Consider the following 25,807-nt stretch of genomic DNA (forward strand, 5'->3'; position numbering starts at 1 on the left):
GGAAAAATGCAGAATAAACATGTTACTATGTAGAAAATTCAGTTAAGGAGGTATGGGGTATGCAAATGGCTATCAAAACTTCCCAAAAAGTAATGCAAGTTTTATCAGCGCAACTAGTACAGCATTTAGAAATACTGCAATATTCAACGAATGAGCTAGAACAGTTTATTAATGACAAAGCAAATGAAAATCCACTGTTAGTTGTCACTGACGCAACGGTGAAAAGTCAATATGAGGAAATTATGCAATTAGCAAATTATTCTTTTAAGCGTTATCCTGCGCAATATTATGAGTCGAAAAATAATACATTTAATCCTATTGAGATGAACCTTGCTGCGAAAGAAAGCTATGAGCAGTTTTTATTGGAACAAGTGCCTATGCATAAAAATCTTTCTTCTGTAGATTTAAAAATCTTAATGTTTTTAATTCGTTCCTTAGATGATCGTCTATTTTTAGATGTTGATTTAGATATTGTCGCAAATAAATGTAAGACAAATGTTTTGCACGTAGAGGCCCTATTGGACTTACTTCAAACTTTTGAGCCAGTAGGAGTAGGGGCACGTAATTATAAAGAATATTTACTCATTCAAGTAGACAGGGATACCCTTGCACCAAAATTGACCTCCGAATTTATTAAAACGGATTTAGAGCTAGTGGCAGCACAGGCTATTAAACAGTTAAGTAAAAAGTATAGAACGCCTATACAGGAAGTGAAGAAAATTGTCCACTATATCAAAAATTTAAAACCAGTGATGACAGGAGATAAATTCGAAACGATTCCATATGTCATTCCTGAAATCGAAGTAGAGAAATTAGAAGAAGAATGGATGATACAATTAAATCGTGGATATTTGCCAATCGTTTCAATCGATAAACATTATGTTGAGATATTAAAAAATGACCCGAATTGTAAAACATATTTTAAAGACACAATGAAAGACGCTCTTTTATTATTACAAGGAATTGAACAACGTGATAAAACACTGTACGAATTAGCTAGATTGCTAGTGGAATTGCAAGAGGATTTTTTCCATAAAGGCATTGAGGCATTGAAGCCTATGCGGTTAAAGGATGTAGCTAACATTTTAAGTGTACATGAATCAACGATTAGTCGAGCTGTGCGTGGAAAATATATAAAAACCGCCCATGGTGTGTATGCTTTACAATCGTTATTTACAAAAGGAGTAATGAATATTTCTGGAAAAATGGATTCAATTATGTATATTAAAAAGCGACTCAAACAGTTGATTGATGCTGAAGATAAACAAAAACCTTTAACTGATCAGCATATTACAAGTATTTTAACTACAGAAGGTATCCAAATATCCAGGCGGACAGTAGCAAAGTACAGAGAAGAAATGAATATTGTGAGTTCATTTAATCGAGTATATGGATAAGATAGATGATGCAAACAAACTGTCGTTGATGTATTTTTGCATCAAAATTTCAAAAACGCATATGAAAAGATTCATAGATTTTTCTAGCCTAGTAATATTAAGGCTCTTCGGCAAAAAGAGGGTTGATTTCCGTTCCGACTTTGCGCTTTGTTGCTGCCGCTACGCTTTCGCACAGATAAAACATTTGCCGCTGTCGCTACGCTTTCGCGCAGATAAAACATTTGTTGCTGCCGCTACGCTTTCGCACAGAAAACATCCGCTGAGCACCAGGGTCTCATTTGTGATGCTGATCCCCAAGGAGTTGCCCAGTCGTAACGAAGATCAAGTTATAAACACGACATACGTTTTAATTTCTTTCGGCGGGCGGATGCAATTATGTCGAGGCACTTTTGGTAATTAGCAAATTTTAAATGACAACAACAATAGACGTACGGATGGCTTTATTTTCTGATTTTTTTAACTATTTAATAAGTTTGGCATCAAAATTGCTCATTAAACAGTAGACATTGAATTAGAGGAAAGGGGCTAGTAAATGTCTTCATAAAACACTAAAGGGGTGGTTTAATGGGAGCTTTGCAAAAATCACTGAAAACACGGCATATTACAATGATTTCCATTGGAGGGGTTATTGGTACGGGGCTATTCGTTGGGACAGGGAAAAATATTTTAAGTACCGGTCCTGCAGCAGTGATTTCATATACGATTGCATGCTTACTCATAGTTCTCATCATGCAAATGGTTGGAGAAATGGCATCAGGAGAAATAGTTTTAGGGAAGAAATCAGGTGGTTCAGCAGAGTTAGGTTCATTTGCTTCATATGCAGGAAAGTATATTGGTCCATGGGCAGGCTTTACAGTAGGTTGGCTTTATTGGGCAAGCTGGGTGTTTATTGTGGGGTTAGAAGCAGCACTCATAGGGGGAATGCTGCACAATTGGTTTCCAATGATACCTATATGGGTTGGAAGCGTAGGTATAACGTTATTGATGACAATCGTTAATATTTATTCAGTAAAATCATTTGGTGAATTTGAATATTGGCTTTCCTTTGTTAAAGTTACGGCTATCGTTGTATTTTTAGTAGTTGGTATAGCAATGATTTTAGGAATTTGGCCAAATTATGAACCGAAGGGGTTAGGTATTTTAACTGAATTCGGTGGTTTTGCACCAAATGGTATTGTCCCAATTTTAACGGCAATTGTATTTGTTATTTTCTCGATTTGTGGCGCTGAGGTTGCAGCCATCGCAGCAGCAGAGTCTGAAAATCCAGCGAAAAATATTGTTCGCGCCATTCGCAATGTTGTCTTTCGGTTAGGTTTATTTTTCGTAGGTTCAGTAGCCATTATGGTCTTGATTATACCTTGGAATGATTCAAAAATGTTGGCAGCACCTTACGCAAATATTTTAACGATGGCAGGGCTTCCTATTGCTGCTCAACTTATTCAAATCGTCATTTTTATCTCACTTATCTCTGTTTTAAATTCCGCTCTTTATACAAGCTCACGTATGTTACTTGAAATGTCGCGTCAAGGAGATGCACCAAAAATATTCTCGCAAATTAAAAATCATCGAGGTGTGCCTGTACCAGCTATTCTTGGCAGTACTGTGGTGGCGTATATTTGTGCGATGCTATACTTCATTTCACCTGAAGTCATTTTCTATTTTTTAGGTAATTGTGTTGGAGGATTAATGATAGCTGTTTATATTTTCATTGCCATCTCACAAATTCGTTTCCGGCGATATTATGACAAGGTTTCAGATGAGCCATTAGCAATAAAAATGTGGTTATTCCCATACCTGTCGTATGTCACAATTGGAATTTTAACAGTCGTTTATTTATGCCAAGCACTCATTGAATCTTTACGCTCTCAATTCTATTTAAGTACAGCAGTATTAATCGGCTCAGTTGTGCTGTTCATGATTATGCGAAAACTGTCGACAAGATCAGCAGAGCAAATAGAGGAAAAGTTTGCTTCGGAATAGAATGGTATAAAATACAAAAAATTCGCAATGTTTCCGCGAGATATCAAGCCTTGAGAGAACTTAAAGGATGCTTTAACACCTTTTAGGCTTGCAGATGCCCCGTAGAAAGAGAGCGAATTTTTTTGTATTTAATGAATAAAGTTTTTTAAAGTTCGAGAGGATGTGGTCTATATGTCGATAACTGAACTTCATAAAGAGGAACATTTTTTTATTGTAAAAAATGAAGAAGTCATGATGAAAAGTAATATCCAACTAGAGCTTCTTGAAAAAATAATAAAAAAATATAGTAAAGGAACAGAAACGTTCGAGGTAGAAGGCTATTTTATTCATGTATTGGAGACTTCGCAAGGTAACCTATTTCATGTTAAACCATTCATGCAGTTTAGCCACATTGATTTTATGAACCCACTATCAAATAAAGTATTAAACTCTATCTCAGATGGCGTTACAGTATGTGATTGCGCCGGCAAAATTTTATTTCAAAATCATAATGATATTGAAATTGTTGGCATCGATTTAATGGGAAGATATGCAAAAGACGTAATCGCTGAAGGATTAATGAGTGATTCTATATCAATGAAAGTAATTGAATCAAAAGAAAAAGTAACTATTTTGCAAACGTTCATTAATGGAAAATGCTTTTTAGTTACGGGTAAGCCAATATTTGATGAACACGGTGAATTGCAATACGTAGTAGCGATTACTCGTGATATGACACAATTAAAACTGTTAGAGAAGGAAGTAAAAAAATTAGAAGTTCAAAACGAGAATTTTAAAAATAAGCTACATGCCTTACATACTAAAGAATCAACAAAAAGTAGTTTAATCGCTGTGTCTTCCGAAATGATGCAGGTGGTAAAGCGTGTTATGAGGATTGCAGAGGTAGATTCTACTGTATTAATTGGTGGTGAATCGGGCGTAGGTAAAGAAGAAATTACAAAGCTTATTCATGCAAACAGCCGACGTAACGATAAGCAAATTTTAACGATTAACTGTAGTGCAATTCCTGAAAATTTATTAGAATCCGAGCTTTTTGGTTATGAGGCAGGAGCATTTACGGGAGCGGCAAGAGGCGGAAAGGCAGGGTTATTTGAAATCGCATCTGGTGGTACAGTGTTTTTAGATGAAATTGGAGAAATGCCTTTACTACTTCAGGCGAAATTATTACGTGTACTCCAAGAATCAGAGGTTCAGCGTATTGGTAGTGGAAAGCCTATTCCTATTGATGTACGCATAATCGCAGCAACGAATCGCAATTTAGCGGAGATGGTGAGGCAGGGTGATTTCCGTGAGGATCTATATTATCGTTTAAATATTATCCCTATTGAAATTCCACCTTTAAGACAACGTCGTCAAGATATAATCCCGCTAGTCAACCATTTTTTAGCTGTAGTTGGAGAAAAATATGGCATCCACCGGACGATTGATTCATCTGCCATGAAAATATTAGAATCTCACGATTGGCCAGGAAATGTACGGCAGCTTAAAAATATGGTGGAGCGTATTTGCTTATTAGCAACACAGCCAGAAATAACAGTATTTATTGTGCAACAAGAGTTAGACAGTAACACAATGATTGCCCGTGATATAGAAAATCCTGTACAAATACAAAGCATCCAGGAACAAGTTGTAACTCCAAAGTTTAGTGGCACATTAAAGGAACAAGTAGCCGCATTTGAAAAACAAATTATTAAGGAAGCTTTATCTAAATATCCAAGTATAAGACAAGCGGCAAAATCACTTGGCTGTGATCAGTCAACATTGGTACGTAAAATACAAAAGTTCCAATTAACGCGACAAATTTCATATAAGGACTAGTGATGAATTTTTGCATCAAAAATTCATTTATGCAAAATAAGATGTGATATCGCAATACTCACTAATTAATACAAGGAAAATGGTGAAATGCATCATTAATAAGTAATAAATTTAGAATTAAAAGGGACATTTTCGAAAATGAAAGCGTTCCTTTTTCATTTTGTTTTGTGAAACGTTTTGATTTTTTCACTCATTACCAAAAGAAAATAATGTTTTGGTAAATAGTATTCCAATAATATAAGTTGATTGGAGTGGAGGCTGGTCGACTCCTTGGGGATCAGCGTCACAGATGAGACCCTGCAGCGCAGCGAAGCGGCTCATCGGACGCCCCCAGGAAAGCGCCCAGCAGGAACGGAAATCAACCACACGTTATGAAAATGTGCAATATTTTTTTCGTTAAAAGAATTTTTTCATCAGTTGGCATGAGAATTGCTATTAAAAAAGTGTATGAAATTTTAAACGAAAAGAGGTTGGCATTTATGACAATTCAACTAAAAGAAGAGTTAAAAACGTTAGATCAAAAGCATTTTCTACACCCAACAACGTCGATTGAGCAACAGCAAACACAAGGTCCAGCAGCCATTTTTACAGAGGGGAATGGCATTTATTTAAAAGATATAGAAGGAAATATCTACATTGATGGGATGTCTTCTTTGTGGAATGTAAATATAGGGCATGGTCGTAAAGAAATTGCCGAAGTGGCGAAGGAGCAAATATCTACATTAGCATTTAGTTCCTGCTTTGCATCATTTAGCAATGAACCTGCCATTCGTTTAGCGGCGAAAATTGCTTCTTTAACTCCAGGAGACTTAAACACTGTATTTTTCACTTCAGGCGGCTCAGAATCGAACGATACAGCGATTAAACTAGCACGTCATTATTGGTTACTAAAAGGACAGCCAGAGCGCCAAAAAATTATTTCTCGTACACAGTCCTATCACGGTGTAGCTATGGGTGCTACTAATGCGACCGGCTTACAAGCATTCCGTGACTTTACGAATTCACATGCCCCTGATTTCCACTATGTATATAGCGAATCCGTACGTAATTTACGTGAAACGATTGAAGCGTTAGGTCCTGAGACTGTGGCAGCATTTATTTCTGAGCCCGTACAAGGTGCAGGTGGAGTCAATATCCCACAAAAAGATTACTTTAAAGAAGTGAGAAAAATTTGTGATGAGTACGGTATTTTATTCATTGCGGATGAAGTTATTACCGGATTTGGACGTACAGGCAAATTTTTCGGTATGGAACATTACGGGGTAGTGCCAGATATGATGTCTTTCGCTAAAGGCGTATCAAGTGGTTATGTTCAACTTGGTGGTGTGGCGATATCCGAAACAATTCATCAAGAATTATGTGAGCTTTCTAAAGGGACGTTAATGCACGGATATACTTACAGCGGTCATGCACTCGCTTGTCAAGTTGGATTGAAAAATATAGAAATCCTTGAGCAAGAAAATCTCGTTGAAAATGCGGCAAACATGGGGAAAGCCCTGCTAGAAGGATTCCAAGCATTACAAGAAAAATATAGCTTTATCGGCCGTGTGCGTACGCTTGGATTACTTGGAGCTATTGAATTAGTAAAGAGCCGTGAGACGGGTGAATTGTTCGAGACGGCTCTTAGTCCGATTTTTGTTCAGGAAACGATGAAACGTGGATTGATTCTACGAACGGTTACGTATGATCAAGATACAGTTGTTTTTTCTCCACCTCTCATTCTATCAAAAGTAGAGCTAGATGAAATGTTACGTATTTTAGACGAGACATTTGACCATATACGTAAAACAATTGTTGAAAAAAATTGATGGTAGGTGTAAACAATTATTATTTGAAGGAGGAGTTTTATGACAACGATCGTCAGAGAAATACGTGAACAATTTAATCCAGCGAAACCATCTCAATGTATTGGCCAAGTGGAGCTTTTGACAATAGATGAAACGAAAGAAGTTATCGGTGCAGCTCAGGAAGCATTTGAAGGATGGAAAACTACATCTGCTGTTGCACGTGGAGAAATTTTACGCGTAACAGCAGATTTACTTGAGAAAAATATGGATAAAGTTGCTGAAATAGCTTCGAGTGAAATGGGTAAAACGAAAAATGAAATGCTTGGTGAAGTTAAACGTGGTGCTTCCATTTTGCGTTATTTTGCTCAAGAAGGAATGCGTGCAACAGGTGAAGTGTTACCTTCCGCAAATGAAGCTAAATTATTATACACAATGCGTGTACCGCTTGGCGTCGTCGCTGCTATAACTCCTTGGAATTTCCCTGTCGCTATTCCACTTTGGAAAATAGCACCTGCATTGGTGTGCGGCAACACAGTTGTTTGGAAACCTTCTATTGAAAGCGCTTTAACTGGTGAATTAATTGGAGAATTATTTCAACAAGCAGGTTTGCCAAAAAATGTGTTAAATGTTGTGAAAGGTCGCGGTTCAAAGGTGGGGCAAGTATTATTGGAGGCACCTGAAGTAAAGGCGATTACATTTACAGGTTCGAATAGTGTGGGGCAAAGTATTTTAGATACTGCTGGATCTACTCATAAAAAAATTCAGCTCGAGCTTGGGGGCAAAAATGCAGCGATCATTTTAGCTGATGCTAATATAAATCAAGCTGCAAAATTAACAATTGAAGGTGCGATGAAGCAAACGGGACAGCGTTGTACAGCAACTAGTCGAGTGTACATCGAGGAAACAGTTTATGAAAAGGTATTAGAGCAATTAATCGAAGAAGCTAAAAAAATTGAAGTTGGTGTCACGATGGGGCCTGTGTCATCCAAAGGGCAGTACGATTCTATTTTATCCGCCATCGAAAAAGCAAAAAATGAGGGTGCGGAGCTTGTATTTGGCGGAGGCCTTACAAAAGGTGTGTCAGAAGGATACTATATTGATCCAACCATCTTTACGAATGTAACCCACGAGATGTCGATTGCTCATGAAGAGATTTTTGGACCAGTTTTAGCTGTCATCAAAGTAAAGGATTATGAAGAAGCGATTCGATTATCGAATGATTCTAATTTTGGATTGAGTGCTTCTATTTATACAAATAACATTCCAAAAGCATTTGATTTTATTAATCGTAGTGAAGTTGGACTTGTACAGGTTAACGATGAAACGGGTGGAGCTGAGCCTCAAGCGCCGTTTGGCGGAATGAAAAACTCAAGTACGGGTGCCCGTGAGCAGGGGCAAGCAGCGAAAGAGTTCTTTACAACGTTTAAAACAATTACGATTGGCACCAAAAGCGAGTAAAAAGTTTATTGTGAAAGAAATTTAAAATAGACAACAAAAAAATATATGTCACATATGCCTCAGTGTAATGGCCCAGATTTTTTCAAATTGTCCGCAATAACTTAAAAAAATCTGGGGCATCCGCTTGAGGCATTAACTTCATACACATAAATAAGTTTTTAGTGAAAGCAAAGTAACAAATTACGCTGAGGCGTATAGCTTTTTTGAAATTTATTAAACGAAAGAAGGTAGAGCTATGACACAAAGTCGTTTAGCAATTGATGTCGGTGGAACGTTTACTGATGTATTTGTTTTTAATGAAGAGACGGGAGAAGTATTTGTCACAAAAACGTCGTCTACACCTTCAAACCCAGAACAAGGAATTTTAAATGGAGTAGAAAAAGCAAATTTAAATGGGAAGGATATTAAAATTTTTTCTCATGGCACAACGGTTGGAACGAATGCGTTAATTGAGCGAAAGCTACCGAAAACAGCTCTTATTACTACCATGGGTTTTAGAGATGTTACAGAAATTCGTCGGGGGACGAAGGAAGATATTTGGGATACTTACAAGGATACTGCCAGGCCCTATATTCAGCGACGAGATCGATTTGAAGTGACAGAACGAATAGATTATGAAGGAAATATTCATCAAGCTATTGATGAAGAGGAAGTTCGTTTATTAGCAAAAAAATTAAAACGTCGAGGAACAGAATCCATTGCAGTGTGCTTCATCAACGCTTATGTGAACGGGGACAATGAGGCGAAAGTCAAAAAAATTTTAAAAGAGGAATTACCGGATGTGTACGTTTGTATCTCAAGTGAGGTGCTTCCGGAAATTTTTGAGCATGAGCGTATGAGTACAACGATTATCAATGCCGTTCTTGGGCCAATTATGAGTAATTACATTAGTAAGTTAAGCAATGAAATGCAGAAAAAGGGCTATGAAGAAGAAATATTAGTTTTACATTCTGGTGGCGGTGTCATGACTTCAAGTACAGTTCCTCGTTATGCTGTTAGATTGGCAAGTTCCGGGATAGCTGCTGGAGCAATTGCAAGTAAGCATATTGCAAAGCTGTGCGGATTTGACAATGCAATTGGCTTAGATATGGGTGGTACAAGTACTGATATTTCACTGATGTATAAGGGGGATATACGGATCACAAAGGATTGGTCTATAGAATATGGTTATCCAATTGGTTTCCCGAGCATTGAAATATTAACAATAGGAGCCGGTGGAGGTAGCCTCGCCTGGAAAGATGAAGGCGGTTCTTTACGTAATGGGCCACAAAGTGCAGGGGCAGTACCAGGTCCAGCATGCTATGGCCGAGGAGGTGCTGAACCAACTAACTCAGATGCAAATTTAGTATTAGGGCGTCTAGGTGTGGATTTGTTGGATGGGACGATGCAGTTAAATAAAGAGGCAGCAAGAGATGCTGTGAAAAAAATCGCAAATGCATTCGATCAATCTGTGGAGGAAGCGGCAAGTGCCATAATTGAGGTTGCCAATGCCAATATGAGTGATGCAGTTCGCTTGATTTCAGTACGGAGAGGTTATGATCCGCGTGATTTTGCCCTTGTAGCTTTTGGTGGTGCAGGGCCATTACACGGTGCATATTTGGCAAAAGATTTAAACATCCCAAAAGTCATTATTCCTACTCATCCAGGTGTAGCTGCAGCAATGGGATGTTTACTTGTAGATGTACGTCATGATATTTCTAAAACGTATGTGAAAAAACTAGATGAAGTAAGTGTAGAGGAACTGACAAATCAATTTAGTGAATTGCGAGATGAGGCAAAAGCGTTATTAGAAGAGGAAGGGATAGCAGAAGATACATCGTCATTAACGAATTATATAGATCTTCGTTATAAGGGACAGTGGCGATCTCTAGCTGTTCTCGTATCCGATCAAATAACTTCCTTAGACGCTATTCTAGAAGCATTCCATCAAGAACATGAACGAGAATTTGCGTTTTCCGATAAGGACCAAACAGTAGAAATATTTGGCTTACGTGTAACGGCGATAGGTACAGTGCCAAAGCCTAATTTCCCGGAGTATGCTCCTGAAGGATCGCTTGAAGATGCTTTCAAAGAAACACGTCCTGTTTATTTTGAAGGTAAATATGTTGAAACAAATGTCTATAATCGCGATAAAATTCCTGTTTATACGCAATTTGTTGGTCCAGCTATTATCGATCAGCTAGATACGACGACTGTTATTCCGCCAGGATTTACAGCGGAAGTAGATGCCTATAAAAATATCATTATTACGGTGAACTAAAACGCGATAAGGAGGAATTGACTTTGAGTACAACGAAATTGGCGACAAATCAAAAGGTCACACATCTAGACCCAGTAACATTTGAAGTATTAAAAAATGGTTTTGTGAATTTAGTCGATCAAATGGCTGAACAAATGCTGCGGACATGCTACTCGTTTGTTATTTATAATCGAGACTTCAGCTGTGCATTATGCGATGCACAGGGGAATACCGTGATGCAAGGAACGCAAGATATTTCCGTACATGTAGGGACATTGCATTTAACGGCAAAAGCTGTTTTAGAGGATTTCGCTGATGATATCCATCCAGGTGATGTATTTTTAGTAAATGATCCTTATCGTGGGGGAACGCATTTCAGTGATGTACGTGTGATTTTACCAGTGTTCCATGATGATAAACTAATTGCACTCATGCAAACAAATGGACATTGGGCAGATGTCGGCGGTTCTAATCCAGGTTCCTTTGATATTACAGCTAAGGAACATTACGGGGAAGGTCTACGTATCCCCCCTGTCCGCATTTATAGTAAAGGTCAATATTTATCCGATGTAGTGAAGATTATTGTTATGAATATGCGTATTCCGGAAGAACGTATTGGAGATTTACGGTCTCAAGTGGAAGCGGCGAAAGTTGGAGAGAAACAACTCAAGGAAATGATAGAAAAGTACGGTATTCAGACAGTGCTAGTAGCTTTTGAAGAAGTCCAAAATTATGTTGAACGATTAATGAGGGCAAAAATTAAAGCTTTACCAAAAGGTCAATGGGAAACGGTGGACTATATCGATATGGACCCACAATTAGGAGATGGCCTCATCCCAATTCGTGTGAAAATGACGATTACGGAGGATGAAATTGCTTATGATTTAAGTGATTCACATCCTTATATTAGCTGTTTTTTAAATGCAGGGTTTGGCTCAGCACTTTCTGGTACTTATGCAGGAACCAAAACATTTTTCCCAGAGATTCCTCTGAACTCAGGGTTTTATCGTGTTGTTAAAATCTATCTTCCCGAAAACTCTGTCGTCAATGCACCTAGCCCAGTAGCTGTCTCTGGCTATTGTTCAGGGGCGTTTGAAAAAATTATGAATGCTTGCTTCGAATTATGGTCAAATATTATGCCTGAACGCGCTATCGCATGTTCATTTAATTTAGAGTATTTATTAATAGGTGGGTACGATCAGCGGAGAGATAGTAGTGAATATTTTATGTGGTATGACTGGATGGCGGGTGGCCATGGTGGACGTATTGACCGTGATGGTGCGAATACTACCTCACCAGTGTTTGGGGTAGGCTTGAGTGTTCAACCATGCGAAGGGCAAGAGCGTTTGTCACCGGTTGTTACAACGAAGCATGAAATCATTATAGATTCTGCTGGTCCAGGTAAATACCGTGGCGGTTGTGGTGTAGAAAAGGGAGGTATTTTAACGGATGTAAACCAAACAGTGATGTCCTATTGCTGTGATCGTTCTCGCTCCATTACATGGGGGATTATGGGCGGCTTACCTTCTATCGCACAGGGAGCCATTTTAAATCCAAACAAAGAGGGTGAAGAATTTTTAGGTACGATCTTCTCCAATATTGAATTGAAGAAAGGCGATACCTTTACACGTCCTTCAGCTGGAGGAGGGGGTTTAGGCGATCCGTTAGCACGGGATGTCAAAGCTGTATTAGAGGACGTTATTGATGAATATGTTTCGCTTGAACGTGCGAAGCTTGATTACGGCGTAGTCATCCATGAAATTGACCGCGATATGGACGCTTACGAAATTGATATGGCTGCTACATTAAAAGAACGCGATTATATTCGCAAAAATCGCCATAGATGGCTGGAGACAGATCCGATAGAAGTTGAGCAAATGTACAACAAAGGTGAAATTAACCAAATGGATGTTGTTCGAAGATATGGTGTCATTATGGATTACCAAACAAATAAAGCATTGCCAATCTCAACCGAGCAATATCGGGAAGCGATGAAGAAACGTTCTTTGGCATATTGGTGACAGCTAGCTATAAAAACTATCAAAGAAGACTTATATAAAGCCTTCTTTGATAGTTTTTTCATGTTATATGGCTACCAAATATCTCGACAACTCCCTTGCTTAGTTTGTGTTTGTTGATAGCCGCAGTAACGAAAGACAAAATACAATATTAAGGAATTTCTATTAACATCATGGTTTGAATAAGGATAAAGAACTGAAACTTTTAAAAAAACTATCGTATAATCAATAAAGGGGGATATTTTGGGATTAAAACATTTTTTTGTAATTATATTAATGTTCTCTATATTTTTGATAACGGGTTGTTCAAATAACGTAGATAAAGGAACTGAAGATATAGATAATGAATTTCCTCCATCTTATACTGGATTAATTATTATTAATGGTACGGAATATCAGATGGAAAAAGGCGGTTATAAATGGGAAAGAAAAAAAGTTTTAGGTACTGAAGTTGTGCAAACAGACCACGCATCTCCGAACCAAATGGCAGAGCATATGGAATCAATTAGCACAATTCCAAATCAAAAGGTTTATATTAAGATTGAGGGAAACCCAGATATTAAAGTTTATTTATGGAATGAAAAAGGACTAGAAAAAGAAATCGAACAAAAGGCAAATCAAATAATCGTTCCTTCAAGTAAAGGTAAGTATATCTATGAAGTATTAGCAGAATGGACTAACGGAACAATTTCCTATACATTTGTTGTAGAAGTTCAATAGTCACAAAAGATTAGTCATAAAAAGAGGGAAACCTTATTAATTTGGTTTCCCTTGTTTTTTATTTAATTATCAACATTAATATTTAACAGAACATAAATAAAAGAAAATACACAACTCTTTTATATGAATAAGAGAGCTGTGCATCGAGCTTAAAAGCTATTTCACACTAGGCAACAATTTATTCAACAATATGGCTACAATAGCAGCAGTTGCTATTGGAGAGCCGAATAAATATTGAACGGTTGTTGGTAATGAATATAAGAAATCTTTAGGAAGTAGTGTTAGGGCTAATGTTAAAATCACCGGTACTGCGATTACATACATTTCCTTTTCACCAATGTTTTCATTTTTCATTACTTGTAAACCACTGATTGCAATAATGCCACAAACGATAACGAATACACCACCGATAACTGCTGATGGAATAGCAGAAATTAGAGCAGCTAATTTACCGGAGAAGCCGAATAAGATGAACCAAAAACCTGCGGCAATAAAAACACGGCGACTTGCGATACCTGTAATCGATATGACACCTGCATTTGTTGAATAGCCAGTAACAGGAGTTGACCCTAGTAAAGAGGCAACGAAACAGCCAATGCCTTCACCGATAACCCCACGATTAATTTGTTTATCTGTTAATGGTTTATCGATGACATTACTCACTGCAAACCACGTACCTGTAGTTTCTGCCATTAAGACGATATAAATAATAACCATTGTAATGATGGCGGAAAAATTGAACGTGAAGCCAAAATCCGCAAATGGAATTTGAGGCATACTAAACCATTTTGCTTGTGATACGGCTGATAAATCTAATACACCCATAATATTCGCGGCAATACTACCTGCGACTAAAGCGATGATTACTGAAGTGATACGAAATACGCGACCTTTTTTATGAAAAACTGCACCTAGCATAACGCAAATGATAAGAACGGTAGCAGAAATAAGAGCTAAATAGATGTTTTGGTTAATAGATGCACCTGCTGCGTTAAAAATGTTATTATTTAAACCTACTGGCATTAAAGAAAGACCGACAACAAAGATAATTGTCCCTCCGACAAGTGGAGGAATAAAAGTTTTCACGATTTTATTGAATATACCTGTATAACCTAAAATAATAACCAAGATGGCGCCGATTAAACTTGCTCCTAGCACAGTGCTCCAACCAAGATCTCCACCCCCACTTGCTGCATAAATACCTACAATGGCACCAAGAGGAACATATGAAGGACCTTGGGCTATCGGTAGCTTCATGCAAAAATGGGTTTGGATAATCGTTGCAATCCCTGCTGCAATGAATGTCGATTGAATCAATGCGCTGGATTGACCTGATTGTAAACCGATTAACATGGCAATTAAAAAGGGCACTACGTAAACGTCCATTGCCATAACGTGCTGTAAACCAAGTAGGGCTGATTGGCCGAATGACACCTTTTCATCTGGTAAAACTGTTAACTGCTGAGTTTTCATTTTATCGTTAGCTAATTTGTTATGTTGCGTTTCCACTAAGATGTACACCTCAAAATTGTAATTTTTTTACGCAAGAGACTATCTATGCTCTAGCGTGAACCTTATTTCCTTGTACCCAAACTTCTCGAATATTTTCTGGGCGCACAAGATACATAATTTTTTGGAAGATATCCTGTAAATCTTCCTTGTAATCAAATATAGGAAGTTTTGCAGATGGTATGTTTGTATCGATGATTTGTACATCCCACGTATAGTTTTTCTGTAAACGGCCAATAGGAAGGCTTAAGCTTTCTCCGCCACCAGCTGTCGCTAAATAAAATGCTTCTGTAATCGTAATACGTGAATTTGGGACACCGCGTTTTTCGGCAGGAAGAGATGTATCGACACCGTCTTCTAGCATTCTAGATGACATAACTGCTTGTCTAGCATTATCGAATAGGCTAGGGGAGAAACCGCCTGAAATATCGGACCCTAATCCGATATCAACACCTTTTGCTTGGAAGCGGGCAACTGGAATGACACTATTTGCAAAATAAGCATTGGAAATTGGACAATGACCAATTGCAGTGCCTGTTTCAGCAAATAATTGTGCATCGTCATCATTTAAGAAATTACAATGTGCCATCACTGATTTGTCACTTAATAGGCCAAAATCATGTAAGGCAAAGGCATCATTTTTCTTAAATCGTTCCTTTACGTAGCCGTGCTCCCAATCACTTTCACTACAATGAGATTGGATATGCGTATCGTATTTAGCAGCTAATTCTCCTAGACCTTGTAATGCATCGTCTGTACAGCTTGGAATAAAGCGTGGTGTGACAACTGGATAAACACCTTGTTTTGTTGATTTTGCTAATTCCTTCACAGCTAAAATAAATTCTTCAGTATCTTTTAATGCAGTTTGCGTATTTGTATCACGATAATAGTCTGGATTTTGTTCAGGATCATCCATCACAACTTTCCCAACTAGACCTCGTTGCCCTTTTTCAGCGCAAATTTTCGCTAATAGCAGGCTCGCTTCTTTATGGACAGTTGCAAAATAGAGTGATGTAGTAGTTCCATTTGCAAGAAGAGTACTTACTAAATCTTCATAGATCTTTTGTGCAAACTCTAAATCGGAGAATTTCGATTCGATAGGGAATGTGTATGTATTTAGCCAGTCATAAAGTGGAATATCTAATGCAGTTCCAGCTTGTGCCCATTGTGGTGCATGTACATGTAAATCGACAAAGCCTGGAAAGAAATATTGACCGTCAGCTAATTGATGGAAATTTTCTTGATGTTGATATGTAGTTAATAGATTTGGATAATCTGCATGCTCAGGAGCTACTGTTTTTTCAATCATTCCATTAACATTAATGAAGAATAAATAATCCTTTAATATTTGTACTTCTGTAGGAGACTTACTTGAAAAAGCTGTCCCTTTGAAAATTGACGTATAATAAGTCATAAAAACCACCTTAATGTTCGTTTATTGATGAATGCATGGATTATTATAGGACATTAGAAGTGATTAGTCTACATAAAAACGAATATTAATAGGGCGATACGGACTTTTGAATAGATTCCGCTATTTTTTACAGCTTTTATAAGCATTGAGATGAATCAATGCCAAAAATTAGGATGATGTTTTTAAACGTGTGCCATGTAGTTGATTTCCGTTCCGGCTGGGAGACTTTAACTGATTATAGCTTAAGGCTACTCGACTCCTGCGGGAAAAGTGAGACAGACGAGACCCTGCACGAAGTGTATGTTTTCTGTGCGAAAGCGAAGTGCTAAAGTAGCGACAGCAAATGTTTTATATGTGCGAAAGCGAAGCGTCACCAGCAAATATTTTATATGTACGAAAGCGAAGCGTCAGCAACAAAAGTTTTATATGTGCGAAAGCGAAGCGACAGCAACAACATTGTTTTAACGGAGTGTCAGCGGCAACACCAGCGGAGGAAGCAGCTCGACACTCGCCTGTAGGAAAGCGAGTAGCCAGTAGTGGAAGGCAGAGCCTTTTAATAAATCAGGGAGGATAAAGATGGTTAATCAACACAGCTGGTATATTATTTAGAAGAGCTTGTTTATTATTTTATATTTTCTTTCATAACGACAGACTCATAGAAACGGTTCTTGTATTAAAACCCATTTTTTCGTACAGTTTAATAGCATTATTCTCGGAAAAAGCACTAAGACGAACTTCAGAGTATCCTTGTTGTCTTAGTTGGTCAATGGCTGTTGTCATTAATCGTTTAGAAATTCCTTTTCCTCTGTATTCTACTAAAACAAATAGTTCATAAATAAATCCGTTTATCTTATCGGTAAACTGATCTTTATTTGTCCCTAAAAGAACCCAGCCCATTAATTTATCTTCTTCTGTAGCTATTAAGTAATAGCATCCCTTTTCCAGTAGTGGTTTAACAAGTTGTTCGACTTTTTCATTAGTAGGTTTTACTTCACTCAATGTACCTTCAAATACAGCTTGAGGAGAAAGCTCCAAAACCTTTTTGAGTTCCGAATCGTTAGGTTTTCTAATATCCATAAATATAATCAATTCCTTTCATTATCCTTAATTTCAGTTTATCACAAAATTCCGTTAATTATTTTAGCGTCTTTCATTTGAGACCCGGCATCGAGCACCGCGAGTGAAGCGGCTCATCGGATGCCCTAAAAAAGTCCCCCAGTCGGAACAAAAATCAACCACACGTTATGGAAATGAGCCATTGAGAGAGGGCTAGTTACAAATTTTGTGAATAAAAAAGACTACACTTCCATTCGCTGTTGTACAAATTTTGTGTAGTTCAAGCTTTTAAAATTATGAAATTGAGTTATTGATGATGTTAATAAAGGCATTAAAGGTCGAAGAGGTATTTTGTTCATTTTTTCGTGTACAAAGAAAAATGGGGCGCTGGATGTCGATGTCTTTTATAAAAACACGGGCTACTTGCTGCCGTTGAATAAAGCTGGAAGCCGCTATGGATGGAGCTAGCATCGTACCATACCCAGCAGCAATGGCATGAATGGACTCATTGATACCATCCAGTTGCAGCCCTACTCTTGGCGGTGGGATTTTATGAACCTTACATAAGGCGTTTAAATATTCTTTTGTAGAGCTACCATCTTCTCGTGAAACAAATGGCTCTTGCATTAATTCCGCTAAAGTCACTTTTTGATCTGCCAGTGGATGTCCATATGGGACGATAAACCAATAATCGAGATTCATGAGGAATTGATAATCAATATCAGGATGATGACCGTCCTCTTTTACGATAAAAGCAATATCAGCCTTATAGTGAAGTAATTCTTCAATAACTTGCTGGGAATTAGCTGATTTTATGTGGATATTAGTTGTCGGATAGGCATGCTTATACTTTGCGAGCCATTTTGGTAATAAAAAATGGGATGGAACATGGGTAGAAGCGATTTGTAAATCTTCATTACCAGTGTTTTTTAATTGCTCTAATTTGTGTTCAATATCCAATTCTAAATCAAATAATCGCTGAGCCTGTTTAAATAAAAATTCCCCATTTTGTGTTAAAGTAATTCCTCGGCCTTTCGATTCTAAAAGAGTTAAGCCAAGTTCCTTTTCTAAATTTCTTATTTGGATGGTAACGGCAGGTTGGCTAATCATTAGAGCTTGTGCTGCCTTAGAAACACTGTTGAGTTCAGCTACCTTTGTGAATAATCTAAGAGCATGTAAATTCATTATGTATCCACCTTTTATAAAAAAAATTTATCCTTTTATATAAATTATATATTAGATTTATTAATTTTCACTCTGTATCCTTTTAATTACAAAAAGTTTTTTGGGGGTGGGGATGAGATGAATCGACAGCATGTTGGAATTTTATTTGGAGGGGTGCTATTACTTGTAGTAGCAATGGGAATTAGTAGATTTGCATTCACGCCAATTTTGCCATTTATGCGTAATGATGTCGGGTTTTCGTTTGAAGTTGCAGGATTTTTGGCATCAAGTAATTATATCGGCTATTTTATTGGCGCGTTGTGGGCAGGATTTATCAATCGCCAAAAAAAGAACTTTTTATTGCTAAGTGTTGTTTTGAATGTCCTTTCTATTGTTCTTATGGGAATCATTGAAATATACAGTGTTTGGCTTGCGCTTCGTCTGATTGCAGGCATCACAGGGGGACTTATTTTTGTATTAACATCGAGCATTATTATGGATTACTTAGCAAAGCATTCACTTACACGATGGTCAGGCTATTTATTTGGTGGTATTGGATTAGGAATTGCTATTTCAGGTTTATTTGTACCAGCTATTGAAGCGCGTTTTGCATGGCAAGGTACATGGGTCGGCTTAGGGATTTTATCTGCTGTGTTTTTAGTGATGACATTTATACTTTGGAGAGATTTGGATGTACAGGATAGTGTGAAAACCGCTAAATCCTCTGATGCAAAAATGACAACGGGCTTTATGCCATGGCTGATTGTCGCATATGGCTTAGAGGGGTTAGGCTATATTATCACAGGTACTTTTTTAGTAGATATCATTCATAATATTCCTTCACTCCAAGAGTACTCATCGTATAGCTGGGTCATTGTTGGAGTAGCGGCCATACCGTCAGCACCTGTTTGGACTGTGCTATTAGAAAAGTTTTCAGCAATTAAGATTTTGTTTGTGGCATACATATTACAAGTGATAGGTATCTTGTTACCAGTATTTTCACAAACAGCATGGAGCGTTTTATTATCGTCATTTTTATTCGGCTTAACATTTGTAGGAATTGTAACGTTAACGACCTCCTATGCGCGCCAGTTATTCCCGACACAAAGCGGTCCGGTAGTATCTTTGTTAACAACTTTTTATGCATTTGGACAAATTATCGGTCCAATCATCGCTGGTCAGCTTGTGGCGTTTTATAATAGCTATAAGGCAGCGCTTGTATTTGCAGGAGTCATCGTATTTTTTGCATTAATTGTTATGTTATGTGGAAGATGGGTAACTGTTAAACGACAGGCAACTTTAGACAATGCATTGCCGATCAAAACTCAATCCAGTCCTTGAATTAGAAAAGCCAGAAATCCGATTGGGGATTTCTGGCTTGTGTTTTTTTAAAAGATGGCATGCCTCTATCTACATGGTATAAAAAAATGAAATATAAGTCTATAACTTTTTTTGTGTATATGAAAAAATGGTAATGTGCACAAGGGACGTAACGTTACGATTCTATACAGAGATGAGGGAATTGTATGGCAAGAACAGTACCGACAGAAGAGGCGATTAAACGCTGGAATCTACATGCAGAAAGGTTTACAGCAAACTACGATGAACATGGTGATATACACCGTGAAGTATTATTAAATCCGGCCATTTTTTTATTATTGGAAGAGGTGGAAGGGAAAAGGCTATTAGATGCAGGATGTGGTGAAGGTTATTTAAGTAGAAAACTTGCTCAACAAGGGGCTATTGTCACAGCTGTTGATTATTCAGAAAAGATGCTAGAAATTGCAAGGGAAAGAACACAGGAGGAAGTCACTATACAATATGAATATGGAAATTGCGAAAAACTAGATTTTTTAGCAGATGAACAGTTTGATTGTATTGTTTCCAATATGGTTCTTCAAGATTTAGAGAATTATAAGGAAGCTTTGAGTGAGATGTATCGGCTGTTAAAACCAAATAGCACTTTGATCTTTTCGATTCTTCATCCTTGCTTTGTTACGCCTAATAGTGGATGGATAAGAAATGAAAGTCTTGACCAACAGTATTGGAAGGTTCAACGATATTTTTATGAAGGTGTATATGATCAAACGCTTCCGCTAGATTCAGATGAAAAAATTGTTTTTTATCACCGAACATTAACGAGCTATATGAAAGCAATTTTTCAAGCAGGATTTACGATAGAAGACGTTATCGAACCGATGCCTTCAAAAGAGATGCTTACAAAGTATCCACAATTCGAGGAAGATTTGCATTGTGCAGATTTTATCGTATTTAAATTAAGAAAATAAAGGAGGGGAGCATGTGCGTATAGTTCATGTCAGTGAGGAAAGTGATATTACAGTATTCTATCCACGATTACCTGATCGATTAGATTTAGATCCAGAAAAAGGGCTAGTATGGGCAATCAACGAAACATGTTTACCTAACTTTTTAATCCCTAGAAATTGCCCACGAGTTTGCTATCATATTGGTGCCGATACAACCGAACAGGATAAACGAGCCTATATAGCATCGACATCGTGTTCACACGTTATTGTTATTGAAAGCAAGTGGTTTGAGACGATGAAAAATACGAATCTTTACTTATATGAATTTGATAGTAATGGATTCACACTACAAGACCAAAATGCTGGTTATTATACAAGTGAAACTACACAAATTCCAATTGCTAAAATTGAAGTGGAAAATTTGTTTGAGGAATTGTTTAAGCGTAATGTTGAAGTACGAATAGTTGATAATTTGTGGGATATTCATGATGAAATTCAAAAAACATCATTTAATTGGTCCATGTGTAGAATGCGATTTGCACAACCAAGAAAATAAAGAGAAACTTTACTAAGTGGTTTTTTTCATCCCCACTTAGTATTAGTTGAACGAATCGAGCATTTACGGGCAGTGAGTCTCCACCTATCTTAGGTACAGATAATTACTGCCCGTTAATGCAGGATAACTAGTAAAGCCTCGTAAACGTTGATGTTTGCGTTTACGAGGCATTGTTATATCTATACAGAAAAGATTTGTTCTAATGGAGTAGTAGTAACGTCAATCAATTTACTCTCTTTATATGTAAATACATATTCATAGTTGTTTGTTTCTTCTAACATTTTTGGTAAGTAATAATTTAAATTTGCTATTCCTACATTTTGAGGGTGAAAAATCCATGATAGATCTTTCCAATCGAGAATGCCTTCTGCGACTTTAATCGGTGTCGCATATGGATAGGATTCTGGTAATTCAGCAATAAAGGCATACATGCAGCCAAAGTTAGTGATTCCGTCAGTCCACGTTATTTTTCCTTTGTATGTAATATCCTGAAGTGAGATGCCCGTTTCTTCCTTAATTTCTCGTAATGCACCAGCCAGTGGCGTTTCATTTTTCTCAATCTTTCCACCTACACCATTCCAAGCCCCCATCCACTCTGGAAAATCCCTATTTAGCAATAATATTTGGTCACCCTTCTTAAGAAAACAAATTGTAAATTCAACCATGTTTTTTCCTCCTCTTATATAGTAAAGCAAAAAAATTAAGCATCTGACCTTGGTGGATTCCAGCCAGTACGCTGACTCCATTTATCCGCTTTTCTTATTATTTCCCATATGATTTTATCTTTTGATTCAGTATACATTTGTCGATTATTTTCGTATCTTTTAGCAAGAGCATATTTTAATTCCTCATATCGTTTACAGTCATCCGGATGTGTTCTCATATAATCTCTGAATAACAATGCAAGCTGTTCAGCCCAACTACCAGCTTTTCGAACGTGTATATGTATCCTTTTATTACCGGGTGTTTCACGAAAATAGCGTTTAGTAATATCTCGATTGTTTGCTCTATAGACAAAACCTAGATTTTCTAGTTGTATTCTATAGGAATCTAATGTGTCTAAAGAGCTTACAGAAACTTGCACATCAACAATTGGCTTAGCTGCCAAGTTAGGTATAGATGTTGAGCCAATATGATCAATCCTTATGGCAGCATCTCCTAAAGCATTGCGCAGTGAGGAGCCTAAATCTTGAAATTCTTTTATCCATTCATCATTATAGGGCATGATAATAATTTTGTCTGACATTTATTCCCTCCTTAGGTAAAGACGTTGATAGGAATATTGTATCATAGCATAAAATTGTAATAACCTTTGAATATGATTATGTAATAGTGTTAAGATTCTTTCAGGGAATTAATTATATGAAAAGAGGGAAAATATGATTTTAATAAGTTCTTGCTTAGCAGGATTAAAGGTACGCTATAACGGAACAGATAGTTTAGATGAAAGAATTCAAAAGCTTGTGTTAGAAAATAAGGCGGTAACTGTATGCCCTGAACTTATGGGAGGTTTTTCGACGCCTCGTGAGCCTGCTGAAATTGTAGGTGGAGATGGAGAAGACGTTCTTGCTGGAAAAGCGAAAGTGGTTGAAAAATCTGGCCGTGATGTAACGGAGCTTTATTTAAAAGGTGCATATGCAACTTTACAGAAAGCTCTCGAACTAGGTGCAACTAAGGTTATTTTAAAAGAGTATAGTCCATCCTGTGGCAGTGCAATGATTTACAATGGAGATTTCAATGGTACAAAATTAGTTGGCGTAGGTGTAACTACTGCCTTGTTAAGAAGAAATAATATTGCGGTCTTTTCTGAAGAAGATTTTTCGGAGTTATTAATGCAAATTTGATAGGAAAATATGTGTTGGCCTGAGTAAATTATACTGAATAATATTAACTATATTTATAGAATTTAAAAGATGTTGAAAGTATTATTGACTTTTAATTTTATTTTTAAATGCTATAATTGAGGTAAATCATTTGGAGTGATGGGGATGAGTGAAAATGCATTACGTAGAATTCCACTTGAAAAATTTGTAGATCTCAAAGTCGATTACGCATTTAAGCAATTATTTGGAAATAAAAAAAATAAAGACCTAACGATTTTCTTTCTGAATGCAATTTTAAATCGAACAGGTCGCCGCGCTATTAAGGAAGTCTCTTTTATGAGTCAAGAATTTAGTGGTGAACATAGAGATGATAAGCAATCGCGGTTAGATATTCTAGTGAAAACTCAGGAGAATATAGCGATAAATATTGAAATTCAATTAAGCAATCAGCATGATATGATCAAGCGGACACTATACTATTGGTCAAAAATTTACACTTCAGAGCTTAAAAAAGGTTTTGGTTATCATAAACTAAGACCAACAATTACTATTAATATTTGTAATTTTAGTTTGTTTGAGCAAACTGATGCTTATCATACTACATTTCATCTGTATGAAGATGACAGAAAATTTAGAATTGACGATGTTCTTGAAATCCACTTTATAGAAATGAACAAATTTATCTTCATTCAGCAGAAGATTCCCACCTTTGAAGATGGTGAGATGAATGCGGAAATGGGCCTTTTTAGAGGGTATCCAAACACCTGCTGAATGAAGATAAAGCCTCCGGCGGATGTCACGAATTTTTAAAGGAATGAATTGTGCGGGCACAATTCAAAATTCGGACGCAATTACGCCAAGGCGAAATTGATCAAGCAATGGTTTAATAATAACCTGAACCCATTAGATAATGAACTTGTGAGTTGGTTATCGTTCCTGGGGGTGATTGATGTAAGAAAGAAAAAAATCTATAAAGAAATCTATTTGGCATTGGAGGAACTTGCTATGAACGACAAAAGAATAAAAGATGCTTTAACTATTTGGCAAGAATTAAGTCAATCTCCAGAAGAATATTATGCCTATGAAGCCCGTTTGAAATATATATTAGATGAGGAAGCGAAGTTAGAGGATGCAAAATATTTTGCGGAGAAAGAAGGGGTAGCTAAGGGTATAAAACAAGGAATTGAGCAAGGGATAGAACAAGGGTTAGAGCAAGGGTTAGAGCAAGGAATAGAGCAAGGATTAGAGCAAGGAATAGAACGAGGAGAGAAAAAGAAGCAGCAAGAAATTGCCTTAAAAATGTTACAAAAAGGCATTGATTTGGAGACCATTGCTGAATTTACAGAATTAACGTTAAGTGAAATAAATAAATTAAAGGAACAGTTTTATTAATTATAGTCTTTAATGAAAAAGACTACTCCGTTACTTAGTAGATCGGGGACGATTTTCATTCAACAAGCAAAGGGGATGGTGGATGTGAGAAACGAAAGAGTCTATGAAGAAATGTATTTGGAACTAGAGAAAATTGCGAAGGAGGATAAAAATATACGAGATGCTTTAATTATTTGGCAAGAATTGAGTCAATCTCCAGAAGTACGTTTGGCTTATGAAGCCCGAGTAGAACAATTATTAGATGAGGAAGCGAAGCTAGAGGATGCGAAATATTATGGAAGGATAGAAGGATTAGCTAAGGGGATAGAACAAGGAGAAAGAAAGAAGCAACAAGAAATTGCCTTAAAGATGTTACAAAAAGGCATTGATTTGGAAACCATTGCTGAATTTACAGAATTAACGTTAAGTGAAATAAATAAAATAAAAGAACAGCTTGATTAATGACAATCCTGATATGAAAATATCGCCCTCACTACATAAGTAGATTGAGGGCATTTTTTTATTCAATAAGCGAAATTTTGGGTGAGGTTTGGCAAATATTTTTGTTGATCCCAAGCAAGGGCTGGTCGCTACAAGCCACATGCAGGTGCGGTTAATCATCAGTAGGATTTTATACCCTCATCTGTTCCTTTCGTGCAATTTTATGCTCGTTTAATATTTAACGGTTAACTTTAAAAAATCCAATTAAAGAGGTTTACCACCCCAATTAACTTATTGAAATTCTAGAAAATTTGGTTCCTCAGGATAGTATAGATCCTTGCGTAAGCAAACATCTCGATGTGAGAGTGTTTCGCCTTTAAATCGAATCCAAATTTCATCATCTGCCATGACACCATGTGTTTTCCGCACGATGCCCCAGCGATTATAGGTTTGCATATCTAGTGAAGCCAGTAATTCTTTTGCGTTGACCCGAGTAGGGGGGAAAGTTCGCCATTTTAGCCAACGTTCCAGTTCTTCTAAGGTTATATGCCCCTCCATCGTCGGTGAAAATTGCTTGTTAAAATCTTCAATATAGTTAATGACATATGGTGTGCCACCGTCAGTCGGCTTTAACTCAACATGTGCAATAATGTCATCCATCCACATCACGTCAAAAGTCATGTAATCAATCAATAGCTTCACTTCCTTCTATGAATAAATGTTTCAAAGCTCAATTCTTCAGAGGTGGGAGGAATGAAGTGCTTTTTTCTTTACAGAACATACGTTTTC

Annotated in this window: 24 protein-coding genes; 16 read left to right on the forward strand and 8 right to left on the reverse strand. The window is 37.1% G+C overall.

Going from position 1 to position 25,807, the window contains the following annotated elements:
- Positions 1 to 59 precede the first annotated feature (59 nt).
- Positions 60 to 1,397 carry an RNA polymerase factor sigma-54 gene (gene rpoN / locus QRN68_RS05475; protein WP_285395742.1) on the forward strand — a complete coding sequence of 446 codons (1,338 nt, stop codon included), beginning with the start codon at positions 60 to 62 and terminating at the stop codon, positions 1,395 to 1,397.
- Between the two features lie 159 nt (positions 1,398 to 1,556).
- On the opposite strand, the gene QRN68_RS05480 is transcribed toward rpoN, so the two are convergent.
- Positions 1,557 to 1,694, reverse strand: coding sequence for a hypothetical protein (locus QRN68_RS05480; RefSeq protein WP_285395743.1), 138 nt, complete (start codon positions 1,692 to 1,694; stop codon positions 1,557 to 1,559).
- A gap of 267 nt (positions 1,695 to 1,961) precedes the next feature.
- On the opposite strand from QRN68_RS05480, the gene QRN68_RS05485 reads away from it, so the two are divergent.
- The 7 genes from QRN68_RS05485 (at position 1,962) to QRN68_RS05515 (ending at position 13,417) form a co-directional block, all read left to right on the forward strand.
- Complete coding sequence (locus QRN68_RS05485; RefSeq protein ID WP_285395744.1) at positions 1,962 to 3,377, forward strand: amino acid permease; 1,416 nt, start codon at positions 1,962 to 1,964, stop codon at positions 3,375 to 3,377.
- Between the two features lie 171 nt (positions 3,378 to 3,548).
- Positions 3,549 to 5,195, forward strand: a complete 1,647-nt coding sequence (locus QRN68_RS05490; protein ID WP_285395745.1) for a sigma-54 interaction domain-containing protein — start codon at positions 3,549 to 3,551, stop codon at positions 5,193 to 5,195.
- Positions 5,196 to 5,674: 479 nt separating this feature from the next.
- Positions 5,675 to 7,003: an aminotransferase family protein gene (locus QRN68_RS05495; RefSeq protein WP_285395746.1), complete on the forward strand. Its 1,329-nt coding sequence runs from the start codon at positions 5,675 to 5,677 to the stop codon at positions 7,001 to 7,003.
- Between the two features lie 39 nt (positions 7,004 to 7,042).
- Positions 7,043 to 8,440 carry an aldehyde dehydrogenase family protein gene (locus QRN68_RS05500; protein WP_285395747.1) on the forward strand — a complete coding sequence of 466 codons (1,398 nt, stop codon included), beginning with the start codon at positions 7,043 to 7,045 and terminating at the stop codon, positions 8,438 to 8,440.
- A 235-nt stretch (positions 8,441 to 8,675) separates the two neighbouring features.
- Positions 8,676 to 10,700, forward strand: a complete 2,025-nt coding sequence (locus QRN68_RS05505) for a hydantoinase/oxoprolinase family protein (protein ID WP_285395748.1) — start codon at positions 8,676 to 8,678, stop codon at positions 10,698 to 10,700.
- Between the two features lie 23 nt (positions 10,701 to 10,723).
- Positions 10,724 to 12,700, forward strand: a complete 1,977-nt coding sequence (locus QRN68_RS05510; protein WP_285395749.1) for a hydantoinase B/oxoprolinase family protein — start codon at positions 10,724 to 10,726, stop codon at positions 12,698 to 12,700.
- A 240-nt stretch (positions 12,701 to 12,940) separates the two neighbouring features.
- Positions 12,941 to 13,417 (forward strand): hypothetical protein, encoded by a 477-nt coding sequence (locus tag QRN68_RS05515; RefSeq protein ID WP_285395750.1) that lies wholly within the window; start codon positions 12,941 to 12,943, stop codon positions 13,415 to 13,417.
- A 156-nt stretch (positions 13,418 to 13,573) separates the two neighbouring features.
- Here QRN68_RS05515 and QRN68_RS05520 read toward each other — a convergent pair whose 3' ends face one another.
- Complete coding sequence (locus QRN68_RS05520; protein WP_285395751.1) at positions 13,574 to 14,926, reverse strand: uracil-xanthine permease family protein; 1,353 nt, start codon at positions 14,924 to 14,926, stop codon at positions 13,574 to 13,576.
- Between the two features lie 46 nt (positions 14,927 to 14,972).
- The gene (gene guaD, locus QRN68_RS05525) at positions 14,973 to 16,340 is read right to left on the reverse strand and encodes a guanine deaminase (RefSeq protein ID WP_285395752.1); all 1,368 of its coding nucleotides are present in this window, start codon (positions 16,338 to 16,340) and stop codon (positions 14,973 to 14,975) included.
- 309 nt (positions 16,341 to 16,649) lie between these two features.
- Between guaD and QRN68_RS05530 the strand changes: the two genes are divergently transcribed.
- The gene (locus QRN68_RS05530) at positions 16,650 to 16,805 is read left to right on the forward strand and encodes a hypothetical protein (protein WP_285395753.1); all 156 of its coding nucleotides are present in this window, start codon (positions 16,650 to 16,652) and stop codon (positions 16,803 to 16,805) included.
- Between the two features lie 174 nt (positions 16,806 to 16,979).
- On the opposite strand, the gene QRN68_RS05535 is transcribed toward QRN68_RS05530, so the two are convergent.
- Together QRN68_RS05535 and QRN68_RS05540 are read right to left on the reverse strand one after the other, a co-directional pair.
- Positions 16,980 to 17,417 (reverse strand): GNAT family N-acetyltransferase, encoded by a 438-nt coding sequence (locus QRN68_RS05535; RefSeq protein WP_285395754.1) that lies wholly within the window; start codon positions 17,415 to 17,417, stop codon positions 16,980 to 16,982.
- A gap of 273 nt (positions 17,418 to 17,690) precedes the next feature.
- The gene (locus QRN68_RS05540) at positions 17,691 to 18,581 is read right to left on the reverse strand and encodes a LysR family transcriptional regulator (RefSeq protein WP_285395755.1); all 891 of its coding nucleotides are present in this window, start codon (positions 18,579 to 18,581) and stop codon (positions 17,691 to 17,693) included.
- 117 nt (positions 18,582 to 18,698) lie between these two features.
- On the opposite strand from QRN68_RS05540, the gene QRN68_RS05545 reads away from it, so the two are divergent.
- The 3 genes from QRN68_RS05545 (at position 18,699) to QRN68_RS05555 (ending at position 21,383) form a co-directional block, all read left to right on the forward strand.
- Entirely contained in the window at positions 18,699 to 19,901 is a 1,203-nt protein-coding gene (locus tag QRN68_RS05545; protein WP_285395756.1) for a YbfB/YjiJ family MFS transporter, read from the forward strand.
- 185 nt (positions 19,902 to 20,086) lie between these two features.
- Positions 20,087 to 20,848, forward strand: coding sequence for a class I SAM-dependent methyltransferase (locus QRN68_RS05550; RefSeq protein WP_285395757.1), 762 nt, complete (start codon positions 20,087 to 20,089; stop codon positions 20,846 to 20,848).
- A gap of 13 nt (positions 20,849 to 20,861) precedes the next feature.
- Entirely contained in the window at positions 20,862 to 21,383 is a 522-nt protein-coding gene (locus QRN68_RS05555; RefSeq protein WP_285395758.1) for a DUF6886 family protein, read from the forward strand.
- A gap of 179 nt (positions 21,384 to 21,562) precedes the next feature.
- On the opposite strand, the gene QRN68_RS05560 is transcribed toward QRN68_RS05555, so the two are convergent.
- Both QRN68_RS05560 and QRN68_RS05565 read right to left on the reverse strand, forming a co-directional pair.
- Positions 21,563 to 22,048, reverse strand: a complete 486-nt coding sequence (locus QRN68_RS05560) for an NUDIX hydrolase (RefSeq protein ID WP_285395759.1) — start codon at positions 22,046 to 22,048, stop codon at positions 21,563 to 21,565.
- Between the two features lie 35 nt (positions 22,049 to 22,083).
- A complete protein-coding gene (locus tag QRN68_RS05565; protein WP_285395760.1) occupies positions 22,084 to 22,629 on the reverse strand; it encodes a GrpB family protein in 546 nt (181 codons plus the stop codon).
- Positions 22,630 to 22,762: 133 nt separating this feature from the next.
- Here QRN68_RS05565 and QRN68_RS05570 point away from each other — a divergent pair, with 133 nt between their 5' ends.
- The 4 genes from QRN68_RS05570 to QRN68_RS05585 all read left to right on the forward strand — a co-directional run bounded on the left by QRN68_RS05570 (position 22,763) and on the right by QRN68_RS05585 (position 25,039).
- Positions 22,763 to 23,227, forward strand: a complete 465-nt coding sequence (locus QRN68_RS05570; protein ID WP_285395761.1) for a 2-thiouracil desulfurase family protein — start codon at positions 22,763 to 22,765, stop codon at positions 23,225 to 23,227.
- Between the two features lie 144 nt (positions 23,228 to 23,371).
- Complete coding sequence (locus tag QRN68_RS05575) at positions 23,372 to 23,977, forward strand: Rpn family recombination-promoting nuclease/putative transposase (protein WP_285395762.1); 606 nt, start codon at positions 23,372 to 23,374, stop codon at positions 23,975 to 23,977.
- Between the two features lie 234 nt (positions 23,978 to 24,211).
- A complete protein-coding gene (locus QRN68_RS05580; RefSeq protein WP_350224339.1) occupies positions 24,212 to 24,598 on the forward strand; it encodes an RpnC/YadD family protein in 387 nt (128 codons plus the stop codon).
- 12 nt (positions 24,599 to 24,610) lie between these two features.
- Positions 24,611 to 25,039 (forward strand): hypothetical protein, encoded by a 429-nt coding sequence (locus QRN68_RS05585; protein WP_285395764.1) that lies wholly within the window; start codon positions 24,611 to 24,613, stop codon positions 25,037 to 25,039.
- Positions 25,040 to 25,309: 270 nt separating this feature from the next.
- Here QRN68_RS05585 and QRN68_RS05590 read toward each other — a convergent pair whose 3' ends face one another.
- The gene (locus tag QRN68_RS05590; RefSeq protein ID WP_285395765.1) at positions 25,310 to 25,711 is read right to left on the reverse strand and encodes a hypothetical protein; all 402 of its coding nucleotides are present in this window, start codon (positions 25,709 to 25,711) and stop codon (positions 25,310 to 25,312) included.
- Between the last annotated feature and the right edge of the window lie 96 nt (positions 25,712 to 25,807).

The sequence above is a fragment of the Lysinibacillus sp. fls2-241-R2A-57 genome, assembly GCF_030209535.1.
Classification (GTDB): domain Bacteria; phylum Bacillota; class Bacilli; order Bacillales_A; family Planococcaceae; genus Lysinibacillus.

Excerpts from the sequence above, each read along its gene's own strand:
- rpoN (WP_285395742.1), top strand. The coding sequence starts at position 60 with ATGCAAATGGCTATCAAAACTTCCCAAAAAGTAATGCAAGTTTTATCA.
- QRN68_RS05485 (WP_285395744.1), top strand. The coding sequence starts at position 1,962 with ATGGGAGCTTTGCAAAAATCACTGAAAACACGGCATATTACAATGATT.
- QRN68_RS05490 (WP_285395745.1), top strand. The coding sequence starts at position 3,549 with ATGTCGATAACTGAACTTCATAAAGAGGAACATTTTTTTATTGTAAAA.
- QRN68_RS05495 (WP_285395746.1), top strand. The coding sequence starts at position 5,675 with ATGACAATTCAACTAAAAGAAGAGTTAAAAACGTTAGATCAAAAGCAT.
- QRN68_RS05500 (WP_285395747.1), top strand. The coding sequence starts at position 7,043 with ATGACAACGATCGTCAGAGAAATACGTGAACAATTTAATCCAGCGAAA.
- QRN68_RS05505 (WP_285395748.1), top strand. The coding sequence starts at position 8,676 with ATGACACAAAGTCGTTTAGCAATTGATGTCGGTGGAACGTTTACTGAT.
- guaD (WP_285395752.1), bottom strand. The coding sequence starts at position 16,340 with ATGACTTATTATACGTCAATTTTCAAAGGGACAGCTTTTTCAAGTAAG.
- QRN68_RS05535 (WP_285395754.1), bottom strand. The coding sequence starts at position 17,417 with ATGGATATTAGAAAACCTAACGATTCGGAACTCAAAAAGGTTTTGGAG.
- QRN68_RS05540 (WP_285395755.1), bottom strand. The coding sequence starts at position 18,581 with ATGAATTTACATGCTCTTAGATTATTCACAAAGGTAGCTGAACTCAAC.
- QRN68_RS05545 (WP_285395756.1), top strand. The coding sequence starts at position 18,699 with ATGAATCGACAGCATGTTGGAATTTTATTTGGAGGGGTGCTATTACTT.
- QRN68_RS05550 (WP_285395757.1), top strand. The coding sequence starts at position 20,087 with ATGGCAAGAACAGTACCGACAGAAGAGGCGATTAAACGCTGGAATCTA.
- QRN68_RS05560 (WP_285395759.1), bottom strand. The coding sequence starts at position 22,048 with ATGGTTGAATTTACAATTTGTTTTCTTAAGAAGGGTGACCAAATATTA.
- QRN68_RS05565 (WP_285395760.1), bottom strand. The coding sequence starts at position 22,629 with ATGTCAGACAAAATTATTATCATGCCCTATAATGATGAATGGATAAAA.
- QRN68_RS05570 (WP_285395761.1), top strand. The coding sequence starts at position 22,763 with ATGATTTTAATAAGTTCTTGCTTAGCAGGATTAAAGGTACGCTATAAC.
- QRN68_RS05575 (WP_285395762.1), top strand. The coding sequence starts at position 23,372 with ATGAGTGAAAATGCATTACGTAGAATTCCACTTGAAAAATTTGTAGAT.
- QRN68_RS05580 (WP_350224339.1), top strand. The coding sequence starts at position 24,212 with ATGAACGACAAAAGAATAAAAGATGCTTTAACTATTTGGCAAGAATTA.
- QRN68_RS05585 (WP_285395764.1), top strand. The coding sequence starts at position 24,611 with ATGAAAAAGACTACTCCGTTACTTAGTAGATCGGGGACGATTTTCATT.